This is a genomic window from Lysinibacillus sp. G1-3, assembly GCF_056322905.1.
Genome location: NZ_JBWHYQ010000005.1, coordinates 12178 through 30397 on the forward strand (window position 1 = coordinate 12178; position 18220 = coordinate 30397).

Here is an 18220-nt window from a genome sequence, read left to right on the forward strand (position 1 = left end):
GTACTTGGAATAATGTTGCGATTTGGACGCAAAGTGATGGGGGAGTAGTATGTTTATAGTTAGAACAGCTATTTTATGGATTATTATATCAACGATCATTAATGCATATTTAATGACATTACCCATACCTGTTTTACGAAAAAGAGATTATCCGGCTAGCTATCTAATTAAACGCAATAATAGGATAGATATACAAAACAATAGGGAATGTGCAGCGTTTTCAACAGCATATGTGTTGCGTCATTCTGGAATGGAGGCCGATGGTGATGAGTTATATACTAATTTCCCTAGTAAAACGAGGTCAGGCAATGTATATCCAAAGGGAATCCGTACGGTGTTAAGAAAAAAGGGATTTAAAACAAGCTATTATAAAGGAAATATAAATACATTAAAGTACGAAATTAGTAAAGGGACTCCCGTAATTGTTTTTATTAAAGTACATAAGGATCGTAATAATTTGCATTTTGTCCCTGTCGTAGGATATGACAAGGAGTATGTCTACCTTTCAGAATCACTAAGGGAACTGGCGAATTGTAATGATGATAACAATAGCTATAATCGAAAAGTTCCTATTAATGAATTTAGGAAATTGTGGAATGTGAAAAATATTAATATGGTTCTTTATAGCAATACTTACATAACTGTAGACGCCACACAGAGCTAATGATATTTTTACTCTAACAGCCCTCAAACTTAAGTATTTGAGGGCTGTTTTTTATGTCGATAAACTAAGAAGGTTAGGTGATAAATTCAAAATTGTTATCGATATTTTAACAAAACTTATCGATAAATTCATATAATCATCTATTGAACCTTTAAAAGCTGCAATATATCTTTACCAATTTGACTAGGGTTTGCCGCCAAAATAGGAGATCGATAATTTGATAAAACAACGACGCCTGTTTGTTGTGCTTTATCAAAACCTAAATAACTAGAGAAAGCTTTCGTCGAACCATTATGCCAAATGATATTGTGATCGAGTTGCCATCCTAGACCAATACCTATATTTTCTGTAAAAGTTTCAGTCGTTTGATGGGTTAATGTATAACCTAAATTTTCATCACTTAAATGTACTTTCGTAAATTTTAAAAGGTCATTAACAGTTGAACGGACTGCCCCTGCTGCCATAAATTCATTCATTTGGAGTGGTGGCTTTTTATGTCCAAGGATAGTATATCCTTGCAATACTGCCTCTGCTTGATTGGTAGGGATAGAGATAAACGTATTTGGCATATTTAAAGGATCTGTTAATCTTTGTTTGATAGCAGTTTCAAAATCAGTATGAAGTGTATTAGCTAAAATATATCCTAAAAGCCCCATTCCTACATTAGAATATCGAAATTTAACTTTTGGCTCGTCTGTATGCGTTATAAAATAATGTATAGTCTCGTCCAGTGAATATTGACAAAAAGGATCACGAGGTGTTTGCGCATCAAAAACATTGTAAATGTTCTTCAGCACGCCTATTCCCGGTAGCCCAGAAGTATGATTGGCTAAACGTTTGAGGGTAACTGGATGAGTATCGGGAATTGCGGAAAAGTATTTGCCTATAGAATCTTCGACATGGATTTTTCCTTCCTGAATCATTTCCCCTAATATGGATGTAGTAAAAACTTTAGAAATCGAGCCAACTTCATATATATAAGACTTTTCTTCCAGTATAAAATTCGAGCCACCGAAAGTAAAAGTAGCTTCCTGACCTTGAGAAATGATACCAATGGATAAAGCAACATTTGGGCGAGTTTTTATATAAGGATAAGCAATTTTAAAAATGTCCTTTTTTAAATTATGTAAATCCACAAGAATACCTCCATTATGAACGCTTATTTTTTTCCTGCTCCTCTGAAATAATAGAATGTAATTTCGAAAGTATGTCCTTTAATTGTAACAAAGTCCTCTCGATGGAGCTTTGAATAATATTAATAAATAAGAGCAAGCTCAATTTCCTCCTGCTTTTGAAAGTAAGGATGCCCCTGTTCATCTAGTTCTATAATCACTAATCTATGATCCTTTTTACTCATAGTTCTTTTTATAAAACTTTCTTGCTCCAGCCTATTTACTAATTGGCTAACAGCACTCGCGGATGTCCCCAATTCATAAGTTTGAAGGGGCCTTTCGTCTGAAGAAGATTTAAAAATACTGCTTGTTTTGTAGTTAATGTTAATGTTTCATCCAACAAAGAGGAAAATTCTTCGGTTAACCTTAAATTGGTTTCATATTAACTTGATTAATCTCCTTAATAAGATGTACCAATTCTTTATCCATACGTTTTACCACCAAAATAATTAATATATATAAATTATAAATATGTATTAACAATAATGCAATTTCCTTGAATATGCATAAATATTCGATTATTCGCATTTTTGACACATCAGAAGATAAAATTCTAACTTTTTAAAATAAACATAAAAATTCAGTTGATTTTATAAATATGCATTGTTATACTAATCCCAACAGCAACGAAACAAGGAGTGAAGGCTATGAAATTACTTGAGGAAGTACAGCTAAAGTTAGTAACTAGCTTAAAAGATAAGGACTTATTAACCCTGCTAGACTATACAAGTGAAGAGGTTCAGCAGTTAGTTGAGTTATCGACACAGCTAAAAATGATTACTAAAGAAGGAAAATGTCCGAAGCTACTTGAAGGTAAGACACTCGGTATGATTTTTGAAAAACATTCAACTCGTACTCGTATTTCATTTGAAGTAGGTATGAACCAATTGGGCGGAAAAGGTATGTTTATGCATGCACGTGATTTACAGATTGGTCGCGGTGAATCTGTTTATGATACAGCACATGTGCTATCAGGTTATTTAGATGGCATTATGATTCGAGCGAATTCTCATGCAATGGTTGCAGAGCTTGCAGAGCATGCATCTATACCGGTAATAAATGGATTAACGGATATTTATCACCCATGCCAAGCTTTAGCGGATTTAGAAACAATCTTTGAACATAAAGGTGAACTAAAAGGACTTAAAATTGCGTATGTTGGAGATGGCAACAACGTGGCACACTCATTAGTAGTCGCTTCAGCGCATGTAGGAATGAATGTGGCAGTGGCAACACCGGTTGGCTATGAATGTGACGCAGAAGTGATTGCGAAGGCACAGGCTATCGCAGCAGCAAATGGTAGTATAATTACAATTACAAATGATCCTGTAGAAGCAGTTTTAAACGCGGACGTAGTATACGCTGATGTATGGACGTCAATGGGGCAAGAAGAGGAAACTGCAAAACGTTTACAAGATTTTGCTGGGTACCAAATAAATGATGAGCTTGTCGCATACGCAAAGCCGAATTATATGTTCTTGCACTGTTTACCAGCCCATCGTGAAGAAGAAGTAGCGTCATCTGTTATTGATGGTCCGAATTCCTATATTTTTGAGCAAGCTGAAAACAGACTTCATGCGCAAAAAGCGGTACTTGCATCAATTCTAGCATAGAACTTTAATTGCTCTACATTGAGTAAGCACAAATTTGCTTTATAGCTATACTTCTCGATTTGAGAAGTACTATATAGACAGAGTTCATATTGGCAACAGGGGGTGTCAATGTGAATAACATAACGGTGGTTGCAGACAGAGGGCTGTAAACCACGCGCGATGTATGTGATCAAGATGGATGACCACATCGCTACATAATAAAGTAACCTGGGAGACGCTAGGTTGCTTTTTTCTTGTTACGCTGCCTTTCAAGGGCGCTCTTTGAATGAACATTTACTTTGTAAAAATATAAAACCTAGTTTTCCAATCTTTTATAGAGAATTAAAACAATTATCTATATAATAAGATAAATAAGAAATTTGAGGAGGGCTCCGGTTGAACATTGATCATATCGAGGCATTTTTATATGTCGTGCATTATAAAAGTATTCATAAGGCCGCCAATGCATTATTTTTATCTCAACCGACTGTGACGGCTCGTATTAAATCATTGGAGCGAGAGTTGAATGTCGAGTTATTCCATCGCGATGGGCGAAGTGTAATATTATCGGATAAAGGGAAGGACTTTGTTCCATTTGCGACACAGATTGTGGAAACTTTTCAACGAGGGAAAAAACAATTAGAGGAAACGCAGGAATCTGATAAGGTGTGCATTGGTACAAATGGAGTCACAGCACAATATTTTTTAGCTTACGCTTTGCCGAAATGGAAGAAAGACTTTCCGCATTTGCATTTTCAAATCATCACAGGTTCAACAGCGGTAATTTTAGAGAAACTGCAAAGTCATCAAATCAATATGGGTCTTATTCAATATGTTCATACGGAAGGAATTTACAATGAGCTATTGCTAAGTAATGCGGTTAAACTTGTGATGCATCGGGAGCACCCCTTTATACAAAATAATGTAATGAATGCAAAGGAACTGGCACGACAGAAAATGGTGTTTTTTGAATGTGGGGCTTTTGATTGGAATTATGTGCATAAAATGTTTGAGGTAGAGGGCGTATCAGCAAATATTGAAGTGCGAACGGATCATTTAGAAGTAGCGAAAGAATTTATCCGTACAAGGGAGTATATGAGCTTCTTACCACATCTTTGTGTAAAAAAAGAGCTTGAAAATGGTGAATTTGTTGAGGTTGATGTTAAGCATTTACTTGATATGAATCAGCACATTTTTTTAACGTATAAAAATAAAGAGACGCTCGCACCAGCTTTTTGGAAAACAATAGTAGAGACAGCTGTACAATTTGAAAGCATTCAAGAAAATTTAGCTACTTTCAGCAGTGCTCAACCACTTCCTTAGGTGGTGAGATGAATGCGGGTGTCCGGATCGGCTTTGTGCTTGCACAAAGAACTCCTTTCCGATTCCGTAATATCCGCCGGAGGCTTACAATTATGCCGACACATAATTGATATTGATAAAATATTTTATAAGACAGTAAAATTTTTTCTATTATGTAGCCCATTGCAAATTGTATGAATGAACGGTATTATCTTCCTCAATCCTATTTTATTTATGATTTCATAAATAAAGTATTTTTTTAAACTTAAAACATACTTAACCACTATGTTTAGTAAAAATAAAATTTGAGGAGGAGTAAATATGGTGAGACAGGACAAAATTCGATTCGGGGCTATTATTCATGGTGTAGGTGGTAATATTTCAAGTTGGCGTCATCCTAAGGTTGCTAGCAATCAAAGTGTAAGCTTGCCGTTTTATATTCAACAGGCACAAAAGGCTGAGCAAGGGAAATTTGATGTTGCTTTTATTGCGGATGGTTTGTTCATCAATGAAAAATCGATTCCTCATTTTTTAAATCGATTCGAACCACTAACTATTCTTTCGGCGCTAGCAGTAGCAACTAAAAACATCGGGTTAGTAGGCACTGTATCAACCTCCTATAGCGAACCATTTACAGTGGCGCGTCAATTTGCCTCGTTAGATCACATTAGTGGGGGGCGTGCAGGATGGAATGTTGTCACGACCCCGTTAGAAAGCACTGCCTTAAACTACAATAAAACAATTGAGCAGCACCCTAGTCACGCAGAGCGCTATCATATTGCTGAGGAATATTTAGAAGTGGCAAGGGGATTATGGGATTCATGGGATGACGATGCTTTCATTGCAGATGTAGAAAATGATGTATTTTTTGATTCGACTAAGCTACACACATTAAATCATCAGGGCCAATATTTTTCAGTACAAGGTCCGCTAAATATTGCGCGTTCTAAGCAAGGGCAGCCCGTTATTTTCCAAGCGGGTTCTTCAGATGCAGGAATTCGATTAGCCGCAAAGGATGCAGACGCAATCTTTACACATGGTACGTCATTAGAAGAGTCACAGAAATTTTATAAAAGAGTAAAGACTGAGGTTGCAGCATTTGGACGCAATCCAGATGAAGTTAAAATTTTCCCAGGAATTTCTCCGATTATCGGCGATACGCTTGAGGAAGCGGAAGCGAAGTATCAGGAAATCGTTGAGCTCGTTTCGATAGAGCGTGCACTTGCTTATCTTGGTCGATATTTCGATCATCATGATTTTACACAATATGATGTAGATGCTCCGTTCCCAGAGCTTGGTGAAATAGGAGCAAATAGCTTTAGAAGTACGACTGATTATATTAAAAAATATGCCAAACTAGAAGAGTTAACATTGCGACAAGTTGCTTTACGTGAAGCAACCCCAAAAACGGCGTTCTTTGGCACAGCAGAGCATGTTGCTAATTTCGTACAGGAATGGTTTGAACAAGAGGCGGCTGATGGCTTTATTATAGGTGTTACTGTACCTGGAGCACTGGAGGATTTTGTAGATAAGGTTGTGCCGATTTTACAGGCTAGAGGGCTATATCGTGAAGAATACGAGGCGGACACATTACGTGGTAACTTAGGTTTACCATTTAAAGAAAGCCGTTATATCAAACAATCTGTCTAAAAACCTAGTAAACATATATGAGTAAGTGTATTTGGAGGAGGAAAGTGTATGAGCTATTCATTAGGTATATTAGATCAAAGTCCGATAATTGAGGGCGCTACAAACGAGCAGACCTTACAAAAAACAGTGGCTCTAGCACAAAAAGCAGAGAAATTGGGTTACTCACGTTTTTGGGTGTCAGAGCACCATAATACAGATACATTAGCGGGATCATCCCCAGAGGTATTAGTATCTTATCTACTTGCTAAAACAAAGTCTATTAATATCGGGTCGGGTGGAGTGATGCTTCAGCACTACAGCCCATACAAAGTAGCAGAAAATTTTCATGTTCTCGCATCGTTGGAGCCCGGGCGAGTTGATTTAGGCATAGGGAAGGCACCGGGCGGTTTACCCCTCTCTACGAAGGCGTTGCAATATGGCACGCTCAATCAAGGCGAAGATTTCGAGGGAAGATTATCATTTTTGCAGCAATTAATTGATCAAACTGTACCATCTGAGCACGAGTTATATGGAGTACAGGCAACGCCGATTCCAAAGGTAAAGCCAGCATTATTTTTACTTGGGGCAAGTCCACAAAGTGCCGCCCTTGCAGGCACATTAGGCATTGCGTTCGTCTTTGCTCGATTTATTAATAGTGACAATGACGTGTTAGCACAAGCAGTTACAGCATATCGCAAGCATTATCCAAACGGTCATTTCGCTGTTTCTATCGCAGCCTTTGCAGCCCCTACAAAAGAAGAGGCGAAAGAGTTAATTGGTGATCAAAAAATTACGAAGGTGCATTTAGCGAGTGGTAGAAGCCTAACATTACAATCGGTAGAACTTGCAGAGAAATTTGGGCAGGAATCTGGAGAGACATTTACAGTGAAGCAATATGATGCAGATATTGTATATGGTACTCCAGAAGACATTAAAACGGTATTAGATGACTATCATGTGCGTTATCAAATTGATGAGTTTATTTTGCATACGCCTGTGTTGAAGGAATTTGAACGGGAACGATCATTTGAACTTTTAAGTCCAGTAAATTTGCAGCAAAAAGAAGCGGTAAGCTAGGAGGAAATGAACATGGCAAAAAATATAGATGTAATTGTTTGGTCGAAGCAAGGCTGTAGCTATTGTGATGAAGTGAAAACATATTTACAACAACAAGGCATTTCATACAAAACAGTGGATGTAACACATCAGGATGCATTCCGTGACATTCTTGAAATAAAATATGGTGTCCGTTATGTCCCGGTTGTCGAAATTGGAGCAAATGGCGTCTTTAAAGCAGTAACAGAAATTGGGTTGGAGCATTTAAAAGCAGTACTTGCTGTTGATCAACCATCGCATGCATAAGAAGAGAGGGAGTTTATGAAAAAATTATCGTTTTATCTACTATTATTGCTAACTTTACTTTTAACAGCTTGTACAAATACGGAAAAGTCCGAAGGGGATACTAGTGAAAATAGTGCAGCACAAGGTGGCAAGGACGTTCAAAAAATCATTGTTGGTACAGGAACCCAATTTCCAAATATCTGTTTCATAGATGATAAGGGGAATTTAACAGGATATGATGTAGAGCTTGTTCGTGCCATTGATGAGAAGCTACCAGAATATGAATTTGAATTTAAAACAATGGAATTTTCAAATTTATTATTAAGTTTAGAGACAAGGAAAATTGACTTTATTGCCCATCAAATGGAGGTCAATAGTGAACGAGAGGAGAAATTCCTCTTTAATAAAGAGCCCTATAATGTATTCCCATTACAAGTAACAGTCAATGCAAAAAACAATTCTATTCAATCCATTGATGATTTAAATGGGAAAAACATTAGTGTTTCACCAACTAGTAACTCGGCTGTCTATATAGAGAAATACAATAAGGAACATAATTTAGGCGCTAATATTATCTATTCCTCCGGCTCGGTTGATATTCACAATCAACTTGCGACAGGTCGAATCGATGCAATCATTACAACACCATTTGCAGTAAAGTACTATAACGAAAGTAATGAGGCGCAGGAGAAGGTTGTAGGAGATGCTTTATTAAATTCAAAAGTTTACTTCTTATTAAATAAAGACGAGGCTGTCTTACAAGAGCGACTGGATGATGCAATTCGAGAATTAAAGGCAGAAGGCGTTATTAGTAAGCTAAGTAAGAAATGGCTAGGTGACGATTATACGGTAGACTTCTAAACGAAATAGGAGAGGGAGAAGGAAGTATGGCTAATGATTTTGACTTCACACTAATTGCAAAAGTACTTCCAATATTGCTTCAGTATTTACCAGTAACACTTGAAATTTTAGTGTTCGCCACTATTTTAGGCATGCTGCTCGGTATAGTGATCGCTATACCAAAGCTATTACACATACCAGTTTTGAAGCAAATCATAACGATTTATATTTCGTTTATTCGAGGTACGCCGATTTTAGTGCAATTGTTTTTAGTGTTTTACGGTATACCAGCATTATTGAAACTTGTGCATATTGATGTAACAAGAATGGATGCTATGTATTTTGTAATTATTACTTATACGTTGAGCAATGCTGCATCGTTTGCAGAGATTTTTAGAGCGGCAATTTTAACAGTTGATCGTGGACAAATGGAGGCAGCTTATTCTGTTGGATTAAGTGGAATACAGGGCTTTATTCGCATAATTCTCCCTCAGGCGATTCGTGTGGCCTTTCCCAATATGGCAAATACGATGATAAGTTCATTAAAGGATACGTCTTTAGCATTTTCAATTGGCGTTATGGATATGGTGGGACGTGGAGAAACGCTAATTGCTTCAACGACAAGAGCACTGGAAATATATTTGGCGCTGGCCATCGTTTATTATGTCATTGTTATTTTGTTAGAAAATGCATTAAAGCGCAATGAACGGTATCTTAATCGATATATGCCTAAGGAAACTGCATCTAGTTAGGGGGTAATGGCTATGACAATAGATATTGCTTTTATTTTTGAAGCGTTAAAAGAAATTAGTAAAGTATTGCCGTTAACGTTGTTCATGGCAGTTACACCTGTCTTATTGGGCACTTTAATCGGCATTATTGTTGCATTTATTCGGATACAACAAACCAAATTTCTCGCACCATTGTTTAATTTTTACGTATCTTTTTTTAGAGGCACACCTATCATTATGCATATTATGCTTGTTTATTTTGGCATACCAATTGTTGTTGATGTCTTTGCCAAGGCTTTAAAACTTGAGATTCAATCAAGCTCTATACCTATTTTATTTTTTGTTATTTTTGCTTTGACGCTAAGTGCAGGAGCTTATGCTTCCGAAATAATTCGGTCCGGTATTTTAAGTGTACCAAAGGGACAGTTAGAGGCAGCATATGCAGTCGGTTTAACATTTTCACAGGCGATGCGACGCTATATATTACCCCAAGCATTTAGTAAATCCATCCCTAATTTCACAAATGTCTTTATTGGTTTCTTACATGCCACGTCACTAGCATTTTTCCTTTCAGTTAAAGAGTTAACTGGGGTTGCGAATATCGTTGCTTCTATTAATTTGAAATTTTTGGAGGCATTTATCGCTGTCGGGCTAATTTATTGGGGTGTTTCAGTAATCATTGAATGGCTTGCCCATCGTATTGAAAAAAGAGTAACTGCCTATAGTAAGGGCGGCATTTAACTCCTTTTCGGCGAATGTCTTTTGTACCGAAAGCGTAGCGACAGGTATTCAAACTTTCGCTGAAAAGAGTACCTCAGGCTAAGAGACGTAATTATGCTGAGGCATAATGGATATATAGATGATTAAATAGAAAAGGGGATTGAACAATGGCAGTAGCTGAAATAGTGATTGAGCATTTGAAAGAGGAAGACTATGCCCGGTATTTAGAGGTTCTAGTAGAGAGTTATGCACAATATGAAAAAGAATATGAAAACCCAGAGAACTGGGCATCGTACTTAAGTGATATTCGCGCATCTGTTGGTAATCCAAATGCAGAAACCATTTTAGTAGCAAAGCGTGGCAATGAGATTTTAGGGGGACTGCAATTATTTACAGATTCCGAAAAAGCGTATGGTCTGCCGGAGCTTGACATAAAGTCTACCATTGTACGCTTACTGGGCGTCCATCCTAAAGGTAGAGGGCTAGGTATTGCTAAAAAATTGTTGCATGAAAGCTTCGACTTTGCACGCAATCGTCAGGATCAAGCATTATATTTGCACTCAGGTGATATTATGCAGGCTGCTATTAATCTTTATTTATCGCTGGGCTTCGTAAGAGATGAATCTAAAGAGTTTTATAAGGGAGGTAAGCTTGTAAAAAGTTTCCGCTATGATTTATAAATTTTCGTAAATTTTTTTATGCCATAGGAAAGGGTTGATTCACCCTTTTTTATGGCCTTTACTTTTAAAACAGCGCTTATAAAATTTTTCCATAGGCTAAATACGGGAAAAATCCTTCAAAGAAACGCTCGGTTGCTGGCATAAAGTAAGATCCGAAATGGAAATCAGGATCTAATGTCGTAATAATCCATGTTCCGCCAGTAGAGGTAGTATCAATATATAAAACAGCACCACCATCTTCCGTCGAAATTAAAATATCTGCATTCTCAGGAGGCCAGAAGACGCCATGTTGATGCCATGTGCAGTCAGCGAGTGTTAAATAACCGTTAAATAGAGGGTGTTTTGGTTGTTGTAATACTAGACCACTTGAAGCATCTTTTTCAAGCCACCACCAAAAATTCGTTGGTCGTTCTTCCCATTGTTGTGCTGGTAGCCAATTCCATGGCTGTGGTCCAAATGCAACTACAATTCCACCTTTATCAGCAAATGATTGTATTTTTGTCACGCTAGCAAGTAACAGTTTGTGATTTAATTGAGAGGGAACAATTAGTACGTCTAAGTCGTCGATGTCCGTTTCTAGGAAATCGGGATGATAAATTAATTTTTTTATATATTGATTGAATTTTGGCTCGTGGAACGTCCGATAATGTGACTCATTACCACTATATATAACACCGATTTTTCTCATTGTACTGTGCTCTCCTTTAATGATTGTACTTCTGCTTCAAGCCATGCTAAAAATTGTGGGCGAATAAGGTCTGTTGATTTGTTTTCATTAGCATAGCCCAGTAAATCCCGTCCTGCATGGACTAAGATGGTACCATTTGTTGTAGAACGATCTACATATGTAACCGCCTTACCATTTGAGAAAGTAAGTAATATTTCTGCATCTTCTGGTGCGTGATGATAACCACGTGCAAAAAAGCCAGCAACTCCTTTTTTAAATGTCATATCTTCGATAGTTACACCTTGGAAAATAGATGAATCTGCAGTCGGAAAAACCTCATAATCTTTATAATTACGAATAAGCTGTGGCATAAATGGACCACAGCCTGGTAGCCATTCGCGGAATAGATGGCCACAATACACTACGATTTTTTTCTCTTCTAAAAAGGCAGCAATCTTCTCACGTTGACTATACAAAAATTCTTGATCAATAAAGTTTGGTATTAGGATAACATCCACATTCTCCAAATTTGCATATGCAAAATCATATTGATCAATTATTTTTGATTCATTTCCTGTATCTTTTTGCATACGACCATTCACACCGAAAGCATGTCCAGGGTCTAGTTTTAGTATCGAAATCGGGTCACTCATATTTTATTCCTCCAAAAATAAAGTTAAGTAATAAATTATATTGAAAAAGCATTTTATGCCCTTTGAATATATTGTTCGAGGAAAAAATTCCCTCTATAATGTCTTGGAAACAAAAGGAAGAGCACAAAACTAGTTTGACAATGATAATCATTATCACTATACTGTAATATGTATTTAGATGCAAATGATAATCATTTTCAATAAAACTAAGATAGAAAGAAGGGTTCGTTTTGCAACCAATTGCTTATGTTGGTATTGATATACAGTTTTCGAGACTGACAGATGAGGATCGAAAGCGAGGATTAACATTTTTATATTTATACGATTTACCGTATACCGATTTACGTGCCTACACAGGCTTAATTATTACTAATTTAGTAGAAGAGCAATTTTTATTAGAGCATAAAGATGTTTTGAATCAATATTTGTCTCAGGGAGGCGTTATTTTTTCACTTACAGAGACATCATTACCTTGGCTAGTAGGAGTTCCTAGCTGGAAGCGTTCTCCGATTCCGTTAAAGGATCGTGAAATAATTATAAAAGAGCCAATACATCCATTATTCGCAGGTATTGACGCTTATGACATTAACTACCGTAAAGGAGTTCGAGGATTTTTTTCTCGTGGTTATTTCGAAAAGATTCCACTGCATGCAGAAGTACTTGTGACGGATCAAAGTGGTGCGACGATCATATATGTGGATCGTGATTCAACAAATGGCACAATTTTTGCAGGTGCAGGGACGGATATTTATCGGGTATTTATCGATGAAGATAATTCCTCGCGATATTTAAGTTTGCAAATGCTTACATGCATCCGAGAAGAGTATGAGCGCAATCAATTGAAGGGAGTGGAGACACAATGATTGGTATCGTAACAAATGGATTACCCTTTCAAAACCGATTTTTTGAAGACCGAGAATTTCAATATTTATATGATGATATTTTACATATTCGTGAATTACATCGATATAATTTAGCAGATTATGACACATTGATTTTATCATGCCGCCTTGATATTCCCCATTTGAGACGTTATCAATCCCAGCTTATCTCATTTATTGAATCGGGTAAGCGACTCATTATTTTTGGTGAGATTTTAGATAATTGGTTTCCTACAATTGATTGGGAGGATTCAGAAGTGAATTTCAGCTGGTGGGTACGCGAAGACGGCGATTTACCAATGAGCGAGCGAAATACAACACATCCATTATTTACCTATATAACGCTTCATAATATGAAGTGGCATTATCATGGTTCGTTTTTACCACCAGTTGGTGCGCAATCATTACTAGACATACCAGGTGGTCGTTCACTATTTTATATCGACAACGTAAGTTTTAAAGGTGAATTAGTTGTCACAACACTAGATCCGATGTTCCATATTGGGCTTGGTTTTATCGATCAGTCGAAGCCCTTTTTACACGGAATGGCAAAATGGTTAAGAGAGGAAGAGAGTTAATGAAAAAATATGGTTATTTAGCTACGCTAGCATTAACAGCAATGCTTGCAGCATGTGGCAGTCAAGATGGAGGATCAGCGTCAAATCAATCTGCTGAATCTTCAAAAGCGGAAGTTCAGTCAACAGTAGAGGAAAAAATTGTGACGGATCAGCTTGGGCGTGAAGTAACAGTACCGGGCAAAATTGATCGTGTCGTGACAGGAGGAATATTACCTTATTTCTCTACATGGTATGTCGCTACAAACTCAACGAAAGAAATTGTTGGTATGCATCCAAATTCGTATAATGCCGCGAAAAATTCAATTTTAGCCAAAATCTCACCAGATGTTTTAAAAGTAGAAACATCATTTATTCAAAATGGTGAAGTGAATGTGGAAGAATTAATGAAAATAAATCCACAGCTCTACGTTGAAATTGCAACAGATGAGAATTCAATTAACAAAATCACTGAAGTGGGAATTCCAGTTGTTGCTGTAAAAGCTATTGATGCGGCAGCTGCTGAGCCTCTAGCAACATTCAATAGTTGGTTGACATTAACGAGTCAAATAACAGGAACAACTGACCGTGCTGATCGCTTTTTAGATGAAGGTAAAAAAGTGCAGTCCGAACTTAATTCTAAATTGAAAGATGTTGCCACAAAGGACAAGCCACGAGCAATGATTTTACATATGCATAATGATAAATCAATTACTGTCGGTGGTAGAAATTTCTTCGGTAACCAGTGGCTTAATGCAACTGGAGCTATAGATGTAGCTGAAAATGATGTAGACGGAAGAAAAGAAGTAAATATGGAGCAAATCTATGCTTGGAATCCAGATATCATTTATATCACTAACTTTACTGAAACACAGCCGGAGGATTTGCTTGAAAACAAGGTGGATGGTCAGGATTGGAGTCAGGTGAAAGCTGTTCAAGATGGAAAAGTTTATAAAATTCCATTAGGTATTTATCGTTGGTTCCCACCAAGTGGTGATGCGCCATTAATGCTAAAATGGATGGCACAAAAAAATCACCCAACGTTATTCAACTATAAAATTGAAGATGAGATTAAAGCTTACTATAAGGATTTCTATGAATTTGATGTTTCAGATAAGGAAGTCCACTCTATTTTAAATCCTTCTTCAGATGCAGCGAAATATTAAGGAATGATTGTAAATGAAGAAATGGAAAATGTTACTTTTATGGTTGCTACCGATTTTTGTAGCAATCGTCTCTCTCGGTGTTGGACGGTTTGAGGTAAGCTTGGAGCATATTATTAAAATCCTAGCTTCTCAAGTATTTCCTGTTGAGCAAACATGGACAAATATGGAAGAAACTGTAGTTATGAATATTCGGTTACCTCGAATCTTACTTGCACTATTAATTGGCGGTGGTTTATCGATTGCGGGTGCAGGCTTTCAAGGTATGTTTGGGAATCCACTAGTATCTCCTGATATATTAGGTGTTTCTGCGGGTGCAGGGTTTGGAGCATCGCTTGGGATATTATTATTTGGGCAAAACTTTATTGCACAAATGATGGCGCTGATTTTTGGATTAGGTGCAATTGGCTTTACGTATTTAATTGCAGGGGCAAAGAAAAATGCACCAATTTTTATGTTTGTCTTAGCTGGTGTTGTTACGTCTGCACTCTTTAATGCATTAATTTCCTTAACAAAATTTGTGGCTGATCCAGAAGAAAAACTTCCAGCCATTACTTACTGGTTAATGGGGAGTCTTGGTACCGCGACCTATAAGGATTTATATATTGGTGGACCACTAATATTAATGGGAATTTTACTTTTATACTTGCTTCGTTGGCGATTGAATATTTTAACATTGCCGGAGGACGAGGCAGCATCAATGGGAATTCCCGTTACTCGTTTAAAGTGGTTCGTCATTTTAGGAGCGACTTTAATTACAGCCGCATCCGTGGCAGTTGCTGGTATTGTTGGGTGGGTCGGTTTAATTATTCCACATGTTGCACGTATGCTAGTCGGGAATAACAATCAATTTGTATTACCTGTATCTGTAGCTATTGGTAGTATTTATTTATTAATAATTGATGATTTAGCTCGTTCATTAACAGCAACAGAAATACCTTTATCTATTTTAACAGCAATTATTGGAGCGCCTTTCTTCGCTTATTTATTACGCCGTTCAGGAGGAGGCTGGGCATGAAAATTGAAGTGATAAACGGTAATTATCATTATGAAAAAAAACGAAAAAGATTACCTGATTTATATGCACAAGACATCAATTTCACGTTGGAGCCAGGTGAAATAATGGCGATTCTAGGTCCGAACGGAGCAGGGAAAACGACGATGTTAAAATGTATAACTGGGTTACTTGAATGGAAAAAAGGAGAAACTTTCATAGACGGCAAATCGCTTGCAACATTAAATCGTAAAGAACTATGGAAACGTGTTGGATATGTGCCCCAAGCGCATAAAATGGTATTTGGATTTTCTGTAGAAGAGCTTGTCGTTATGGGGAGGGCTCCGTATATTAGTACCCTTGCTCAGCCATCTGCGAAGGATTTGGAAGCGGCTCATCAAGCACTTGAAATGGTTGATATTTTACATCTTGCTAAAAAATCATGCAATGAAATTAGTGGTGGTGAATTGCAGTTAGCTTTAATTGCAAGAACGCTTGTTTCTGAACCAGAAGTTTTGATTTTAGATGAACCTGAGTCGCATTTGGATATTCAAAAACAAATAGTTATTTTACAAACGATTAAGCGTTTATCAAAGGAACGTGGAATCTCATGCATAATTAATACCCATTACCCAAATCATGCATTTTATCTAGCAGACCGAGTCTTGATGACTGCAAAAGAAAAAGGCGTCATCTACGGTAAAGTACAAGAGGTAATGACAGAAGTAAGGATGAAGGAATTTTTCGGTATTGAGTTGAAAAAAATAATATTTGAAGAAGGAGATTACCTGGTTGAAACGATGATACCAAGTGCATTAGGGACTGAGCGTAACAGTCGATAATCTCCAAAAATAAACACGGTCCCTCCTTTCATGGCGAGATCGTGTTTTAAGTATCTACCTTATAAGTTGAAAATTTTCCCTGGATTCATAATGTTATGTGGATCAAGTGCTGCCTTTATGCTCTTCATCACTAATAAAGACGTTCCATGCTCTGTAGACTGATATTTCATTTTCCCAATACCAACACCATGTTCACCGGTACAAGTGCCACCACGCAGTAAAGCAAATTGGACGATATGTTCATTGAAGCGGTTGGCTTTTGCTTGCTCCTCAGCATCGTTTGGATCTAACATTAACAAGGCGTGGAAGTTACCGTCTCCTACGTGACCTACAATTCCGCCTGCAAGACCAACTTCCTCAAGCTGTTCACGAGCATACAAAACGGACTCAGCAAGCATAGATATCGGCACACAAACATCAGTCGACATAAGCTTTTTCCCCGGATAGGCATGGATATAAGCATAGGCTAATGAATGGCGCGCCTCCCATAGCTTATTACGAGCTGCATTGTCATGTTCAAATTCAACAGAAAGACAGCCAAAGTCCGCAAAAATTTCTCTAGCAAATTCTATATCTGCATGCATACCAGCTTCATTTCCGTGAAATTCTAAAAATAGTGTCGGTTTCTCGTCATAGGATGTTTCATTATAAATATTTGCTTGTTTAATAGAGGCTTCATCGACCAGTTCAACACGGCCAATTGAAATGCCCACTTGCAGCAATGCGGTTACTGCATTGACAGCATCGCCAACTGTCGCAAAAACTGCACGTCCCGCCGCTACAAATTCGGGTATACCATAGACTTGTAAAGTCAACTCTGTAAAGCAACCTAGCGTACCCTCAGAGCCAATGAAAAGGCCATTCAAGTGATAACCAGAAGAAGACTTCGCTGCTAAGCTACCGGTATGAATGACTGAACCATCTGCGAGTACAACCTCTAAATCTCTTACTTGATCGCGCATAACACCATAACGCACTGCGGTTGTTCCACTGGCATTCGTTGCCGCCATTCCACCTAGTGTAGCATCAGCACCCGGGTCAACTGTGAATTGAAGTCCGTGTTTTTTTAATTCTTTATTCAATTGGGCACGTGTTACACCCGGTTGTACTTTTACTAGCAGGTCGTCTGGTCGAATTTCTAAAATAGCATTCATTTCAGAGAAATCGATAGAAATGCCATTTGCAATGGGAATTGCATTACCTTCTAAACTTGAGCCAACACCAAAAGGTACGACTGGTACACGTTCCGCATGCGCAATTTTTAAGATGGCACTGACATCGGCCGTGGAACGAGGAAAGGCAACGACATCTGGTAAGCTCATTGTATGATGAGATTCATCCTTTCCATGTAGCTGTCGCACCGTTTCGTTTGTTGACACCTGTTCTTCAGATAAAACTTTTTTTAGTTGATTTACTATTAATTCTACAGCAACAGTCATTCCAATCCCTCCTAATTTTCTGATAAATTAAACTTTATCATGCATTTATAGGAAATGGAATGAACTGCTATAAAAAATTAGTGAGCAAAGGCTTTTTCTAATTTTTGGGTAAATGCATCCTGCTCAGCAGGACTAGATTGCTGCCACCATTTTTCGAAAAACACACCAAGCCCTGGAAGTAAATGCTCTTCACCACGGCTAATTGCATCCTCGACAATATCTTTAAATTCAGCCGCTGATTGTCCATGTACGTTTGTCGTAATCGCATCTCTTATTTGAAAATTCATCTATTTCGCCTCCTTAGTAGTAATTTGTCCAACTCTTAAAGAAATATGTATAGAATTACAGTTCAATTA

The 18220-nt window shown here is 37.5% G+C and carries 21 protein-coding genes; 15 read left to right on the forward strand and 6 right to left on the reverse strand.

Annotation, left to right across the window (positions count from 1 at the left end):
- Nucleotides 1–49 precede the first annotated feature (49 nt).
- The gene (locus tag ACVYAD_RS06075; RefSeq protein ID WP_476425264.1) at nt 50–664 is read left to right on the forward strand and encodes a cysteine peptidase family C39 domain-containing protein; all 615 of its coding nucleotides are present in this window, start codon (nt 50–52) and stop codon (nt 662–664) included.
- A 140-nt stretch (nt 665–804) separates the two neighbouring features.
- Here ACVYAD_RS06075 and ACVYAD_RS06080 read toward each other — a convergent pair whose 3' ends face one another.
- Nucleotides 805–1800 (reverse strand): serine hydrolase domain-containing protein, encoded by a 996-nt coding sequence (locus ACVYAD_RS06080; protein WP_476425265.1) that lies wholly within the window; start codon nt 1798–1800, stop codon nt 805–807.
- 119 nt (nt 1801–1919) lie between these two features.
- On the reverse strand, nt 1920–2093 hold the full coding sequence (locus tag ACVYAD_RS06085) for a transcriptional regulator, SarA/Rot family (RefSeq protein WP_476425267.1): 174 nt from the start codon (nt 2091–2093) through the stop codon (nt 1920–1922).
- 390 nt (nt 2094–2483) lie between these two features.
- Between ACVYAD_RS06085 and argF the strand changes: the two genes are divergently transcribed.
- From argF to ACVYAD_RS06130, 9 genes are all read left to right on the forward strand, one after another.
- Entirely contained in the window at nt 2484–3449 is a 966-nt protein-coding gene (gene argF, locus ACVYAD_RS06090) for an ornithine carbamoyltransferase (protein WP_386831417.1), read from the forward strand.
- 375 nt (nt 3450–3824) lie between these two features.
- Nucleotides 3825–4751 carry a LysR family transcriptional regulator gene (locus ACVYAD_RS06095; protein ID WP_476425270.1) on the forward strand — a complete coding sequence of 309 codons (927 nt, stop codon included), beginning with the start codon at nt 3825–3827 and terminating at the stop codon, nt 4749–4751.
- Nucleotides 4752–5051: 300 nt separating this feature from the next.
- Nucleotides 5052–6380: an LLM class flavin-dependent oxidoreductase gene (locus ACVYAD_RS06100; RefSeq protein ID WP_476425272.1), complete on the forward strand. Its 1329-nt coding sequence runs from the start codon at nt 5052–5054 to the stop codon at nt 6378–6380.
- 48 nt (nt 6381–6428) lie between these two features.
- Nucleotides 6429–7436 (forward strand): LLM class flavin-dependent oxidoreductase, encoded by a 1008-nt coding sequence (locus tag ACVYAD_RS06105; protein WP_349659238.1) that lies wholly within the window; start codon nt 6429–6431, stop codon nt 7434–7436.
- A gap of 12 nt (nt 7437–7448) precedes the next feature.
- Nucleotides 7449–7721: a glutaredoxin family protein gene (locus ACVYAD_RS06110; protein ID WP_476425274.1), complete on the forward strand. Its 273-nt coding sequence runs from the start codon at nt 7449–7451 to the stop codon at nt 7719–7721.
- A 15-nt stretch (nt 7722–7736) separates the two neighbouring features.
- On the forward strand, nt 7737–8561 hold the full coding sequence (locus tag ACVYAD_RS06115; RefSeq protein WP_476425276.1) for a transporter substrate-binding domain-containing protein: 825 nt from the start codon (nt 7737–7739) through the stop codon (nt 8559–8561).
- Between the two features lie 26 nt (nt 8562–8587).
- Entirely contained in the window at nt 8588–9292 is a 705-nt protein-coding gene (locus tag ACVYAD_RS06120) for an amino acid ABC transporter permease (RefSeq protein ID WP_476425277.1), read from the forward strand.
- 12 nt (nt 9293–9304) lie between these two features.
- A complete protein-coding gene (locus ACVYAD_RS06125) occupies nt 9305–10012 on the forward strand; it encodes an amino acid ABC transporter permease (protein WP_476425278.1) in 708 nt (235 codons plus the stop codon).
- 146 nt (nt 10013–10158) lie between these two features.
- Nucleotides 10159–10671, forward strand: coding sequence for a GNAT family N-acetyltransferase (locus ACVYAD_RS06130; RefSeq protein WP_079563197.1), 513 nt, complete (start codon nt 10159–10161; stop codon nt 10669–10671).
- 76 nt (nt 10672–10747) lie between these two features.
- On the opposite strand, the gene ACVYAD_RS06135 is transcribed toward ACVYAD_RS06130, so the two are convergent.
- Nucleotides 10748–11359 carry a hypothetical protein gene (locus tag ACVYAD_RS06135; protein WP_476425280.1) on the reverse strand — a complete coding sequence of 204 codons (612 nt, stop codon included), beginning with the start codon at nt 11357–11359 and terminating at the stop codon, nt 10748–10750.
- The gene (locus ACVYAD_RS06140) at nt 11356–11991 is read right to left on the reverse strand and encodes a hypothetical protein (protein ID WP_476425282.1); all 636 of its coding nucleotides are present in this window, start codon (nt 11989–11991) and stop codon (nt 11356–11358) included. Before ACVYAD_RS06140 ends, ACVYAD_RS06135 begins: the two co-directional genes overlap by 4 nt.
- A gap of 230 nt (nt 11992–12221) precedes the next feature.
- Here ACVYAD_RS06140 and ACVYAD_RS06145 point away from each other — a divergent pair, with 230 nt between their 5' ends.
- From ACVYAD_RS06145 to ACVYAD_RS06165, 5 genes are read left to right on the forward strand one after another with little or no spacing between them, the layout of a single operon-like run.
- Nucleotides 12222–12854, forward strand: a complete 633-nt coding sequence (locus ACVYAD_RS06145; RefSeq protein ID WP_349659245.1) for a hypothetical protein — start codon at nt 12222–12224, stop codon at nt 12852–12854.
- Nucleotides 12851–13450 carry a hypothetical protein gene (locus tag ACVYAD_RS06150; RefSeq protein ID WP_349659246.1) on the forward strand — a complete coding sequence of 200 codons (600 nt, stop codon included), beginning with the start codon at nt 12851–12853 and terminating at the stop codon, nt 13448–13450. Before ACVYAD_RS06145 ends, ACVYAD_RS06150 begins: the two co-directional genes overlap by 4 nt.
- Nucleotides 13450–14592: an ABC transporter substrate-binding protein gene (locus tag ACVYAD_RS06155; RefSeq protein WP_476425284.1), complete on the forward strand. Its 1143-nt coding sequence runs from the start codon at nt 13450–13452 to the stop codon at nt 14590–14592. Before ACVYAD_RS06150 ends, ACVYAD_RS06155 begins: the two co-directional genes overlap by 1 nt.
- 13 nt (nt 14593–14605) lie before the next feature.
- Nucleotides 14606–15607 carry a FecCD family ABC transporter permease gene (locus tag ACVYAD_RS06160; protein WP_349659248.1) on the forward strand — a complete coding sequence of 334 codons (1002 nt, stop codon included), beginning with the start codon at nt 14606–14608 and terminating at the stop codon, nt 15605–15607.
- On the forward strand, nt 15604–16425 hold the full coding sequence (locus tag ACVYAD_RS06165; protein ID WP_476425286.1) for an ABC transporter ATP-binding protein: 822 nt from the start codon (nt 15604–15606) through the stop codon (nt 16423–16425). The genes ACVYAD_RS06160 and ACVYAD_RS06165 overlap by 4 nt, the downstream gene beginning before the upstream one ends.
- Nucleotides 16426–16484: 59 nt before the next feature.
- Here the strand turns inward: ACVYAD_RS06165 and ACVYAD_RS06170 are convergent, their stop codons facing one another.
- Together ACVYAD_RS06170 and sspI are read right to left on the reverse strand one after the other, a co-directional pair.
- Nucleotides 16485–17864 carry an FAD-binding oxidoreductase gene (locus ACVYAD_RS06170; protein WP_476425288.1) on the reverse strand — a complete coding sequence of 460 codons (1380 nt, stop codon included), beginning with the start codon at nt 17862–17864 and terminating at the stop codon, nt 16485–16487.
- Between the two features lie 77 nt (nt 17865–17941).
- Entirely contained in the window at nt 17942–18151 is a 210-nt protein-coding gene (gene sspI, locus ACVYAD_RS06175) for a small acid-soluble spore protein SspI (RefSeq protein WP_079563188.1), read from the reverse strand.
- Between the last annotated feature and the right edge of the window lie 69 nt (nt 18152–18220).

Bases quoted from the DNA above. Each gene is read 5' to 3' on its own strand.
- sspI (WP_079563188.1), bottom strand. From the start codon at position 18,151: ATGAATTTTCAAATAAGAGATGCGATTACGACAAACGTACATGGACAA.
- ACVYAD_RS06150 (WP_349659246.1), top strand. From the start codon at position 12,851: ATGATTGGTATCGTAACAAATGGATTACCCTTTCAAAACCGATTTTTT.
- ACVYAD_RS06115 (WP_476425276.1), top strand. From the start codon at position 7,737: ATGAAAAAATTATCGTTTTATCTACTATTATTGCTAACTTTACTTTTA.
- ACVYAD_RS06160 (WP_349659248.1), top strand. From the start codon at position 14,606: ATGAAGAAATGGAAAATGTTACTTTTATGGTTGCTACCGATTTTTGTA.
- ACVYAD_RS06100 (WP_476425272.1), top strand. From the start codon at position 5,052: ATGGTGAGACAGGACAAAATTCGATTCGGGGCTATTATTCATGGTGTA.
- ACVYAD_RS06155 (WP_476425284.1), top strand. From the start codon at position 13,450: ATGAAAAAATATGGTTATTTAGCTACGCTAGCATTAACAGCAATGCTT.
- ACVYAD_RS06165 (WP_476425286.1), top strand. From the start codon at position 15,604: ATGAAAATTGAAGTGATAAACGGTAATTATCATTATGAAAAAAAACGA.
- ACVYAD_RS06125 (WP_476425278.1), top strand. From the start codon at position 9,305: ATGACAATAGATATTGCTTTTATTTTTGAAGCGTTAAAAGAAATTAGT.
- ACVYAD_RS06120 (WP_476425277.1), top strand. From the start codon at position 8,588: ATGGCTAATGATTTTGACTTCACACTAATTGCAAAAGTACTTCCAATA.
- ACVYAD_RS06135 (WP_476425280.1), bottom strand. From the start codon at position 11,359: ATGAGAAAAATCGGTGTTATATATAGTGGTAATGAGTCACATTATCGG.
- ACVYAD_RS06110 (WP_476425274.1), top strand. From the start codon at position 7,449: ATGGCAAAAAATATAGATGTAATTGTTTGGTCGAAGCAAGGCTGTAGC.
- ACVYAD_RS06130 (WP_079563197.1), top strand. From the start codon at position 10,159: ATGGCAGTAGCTGAAATAGTGATTGAGCATTTGAAAGAGGAAGACTAT.
- ACVYAD_RS06140 (WP_476425282.1), bottom strand. From the start codon at position 11,991: ATGAGTGACCCGATTTCGATACTAAAACTAGACCCTGGACATGCTTTC.
- argF (WP_386831417.1), top strand. From the start codon at position 2,484: ATGAAATTACTTGAGGAAGTACAGCTAAAGTTAGTAACTAGCTTAAAA.
- ACVYAD_RS06170 (WP_476425288.1), bottom strand. From the start codon at position 17,864: ATGACTGTTGCTGTAGAATTAATAGTAAATCAACTAAAAAAAGTTTTA.
- ACVYAD_RS06075 (WP_476425264.1), top strand. From the start codon at position 50: ATGTTTATAGTTAGAACAGCTATTTTATGGATTATTATATCAACGATC.
- ACVYAD_RS06105 (WP_349659238.1), top strand. From the start codon at position 6,429: ATGAGCTATTCATTAGGTATATTAGATCAAAGTCCGATAATTGAGGGC.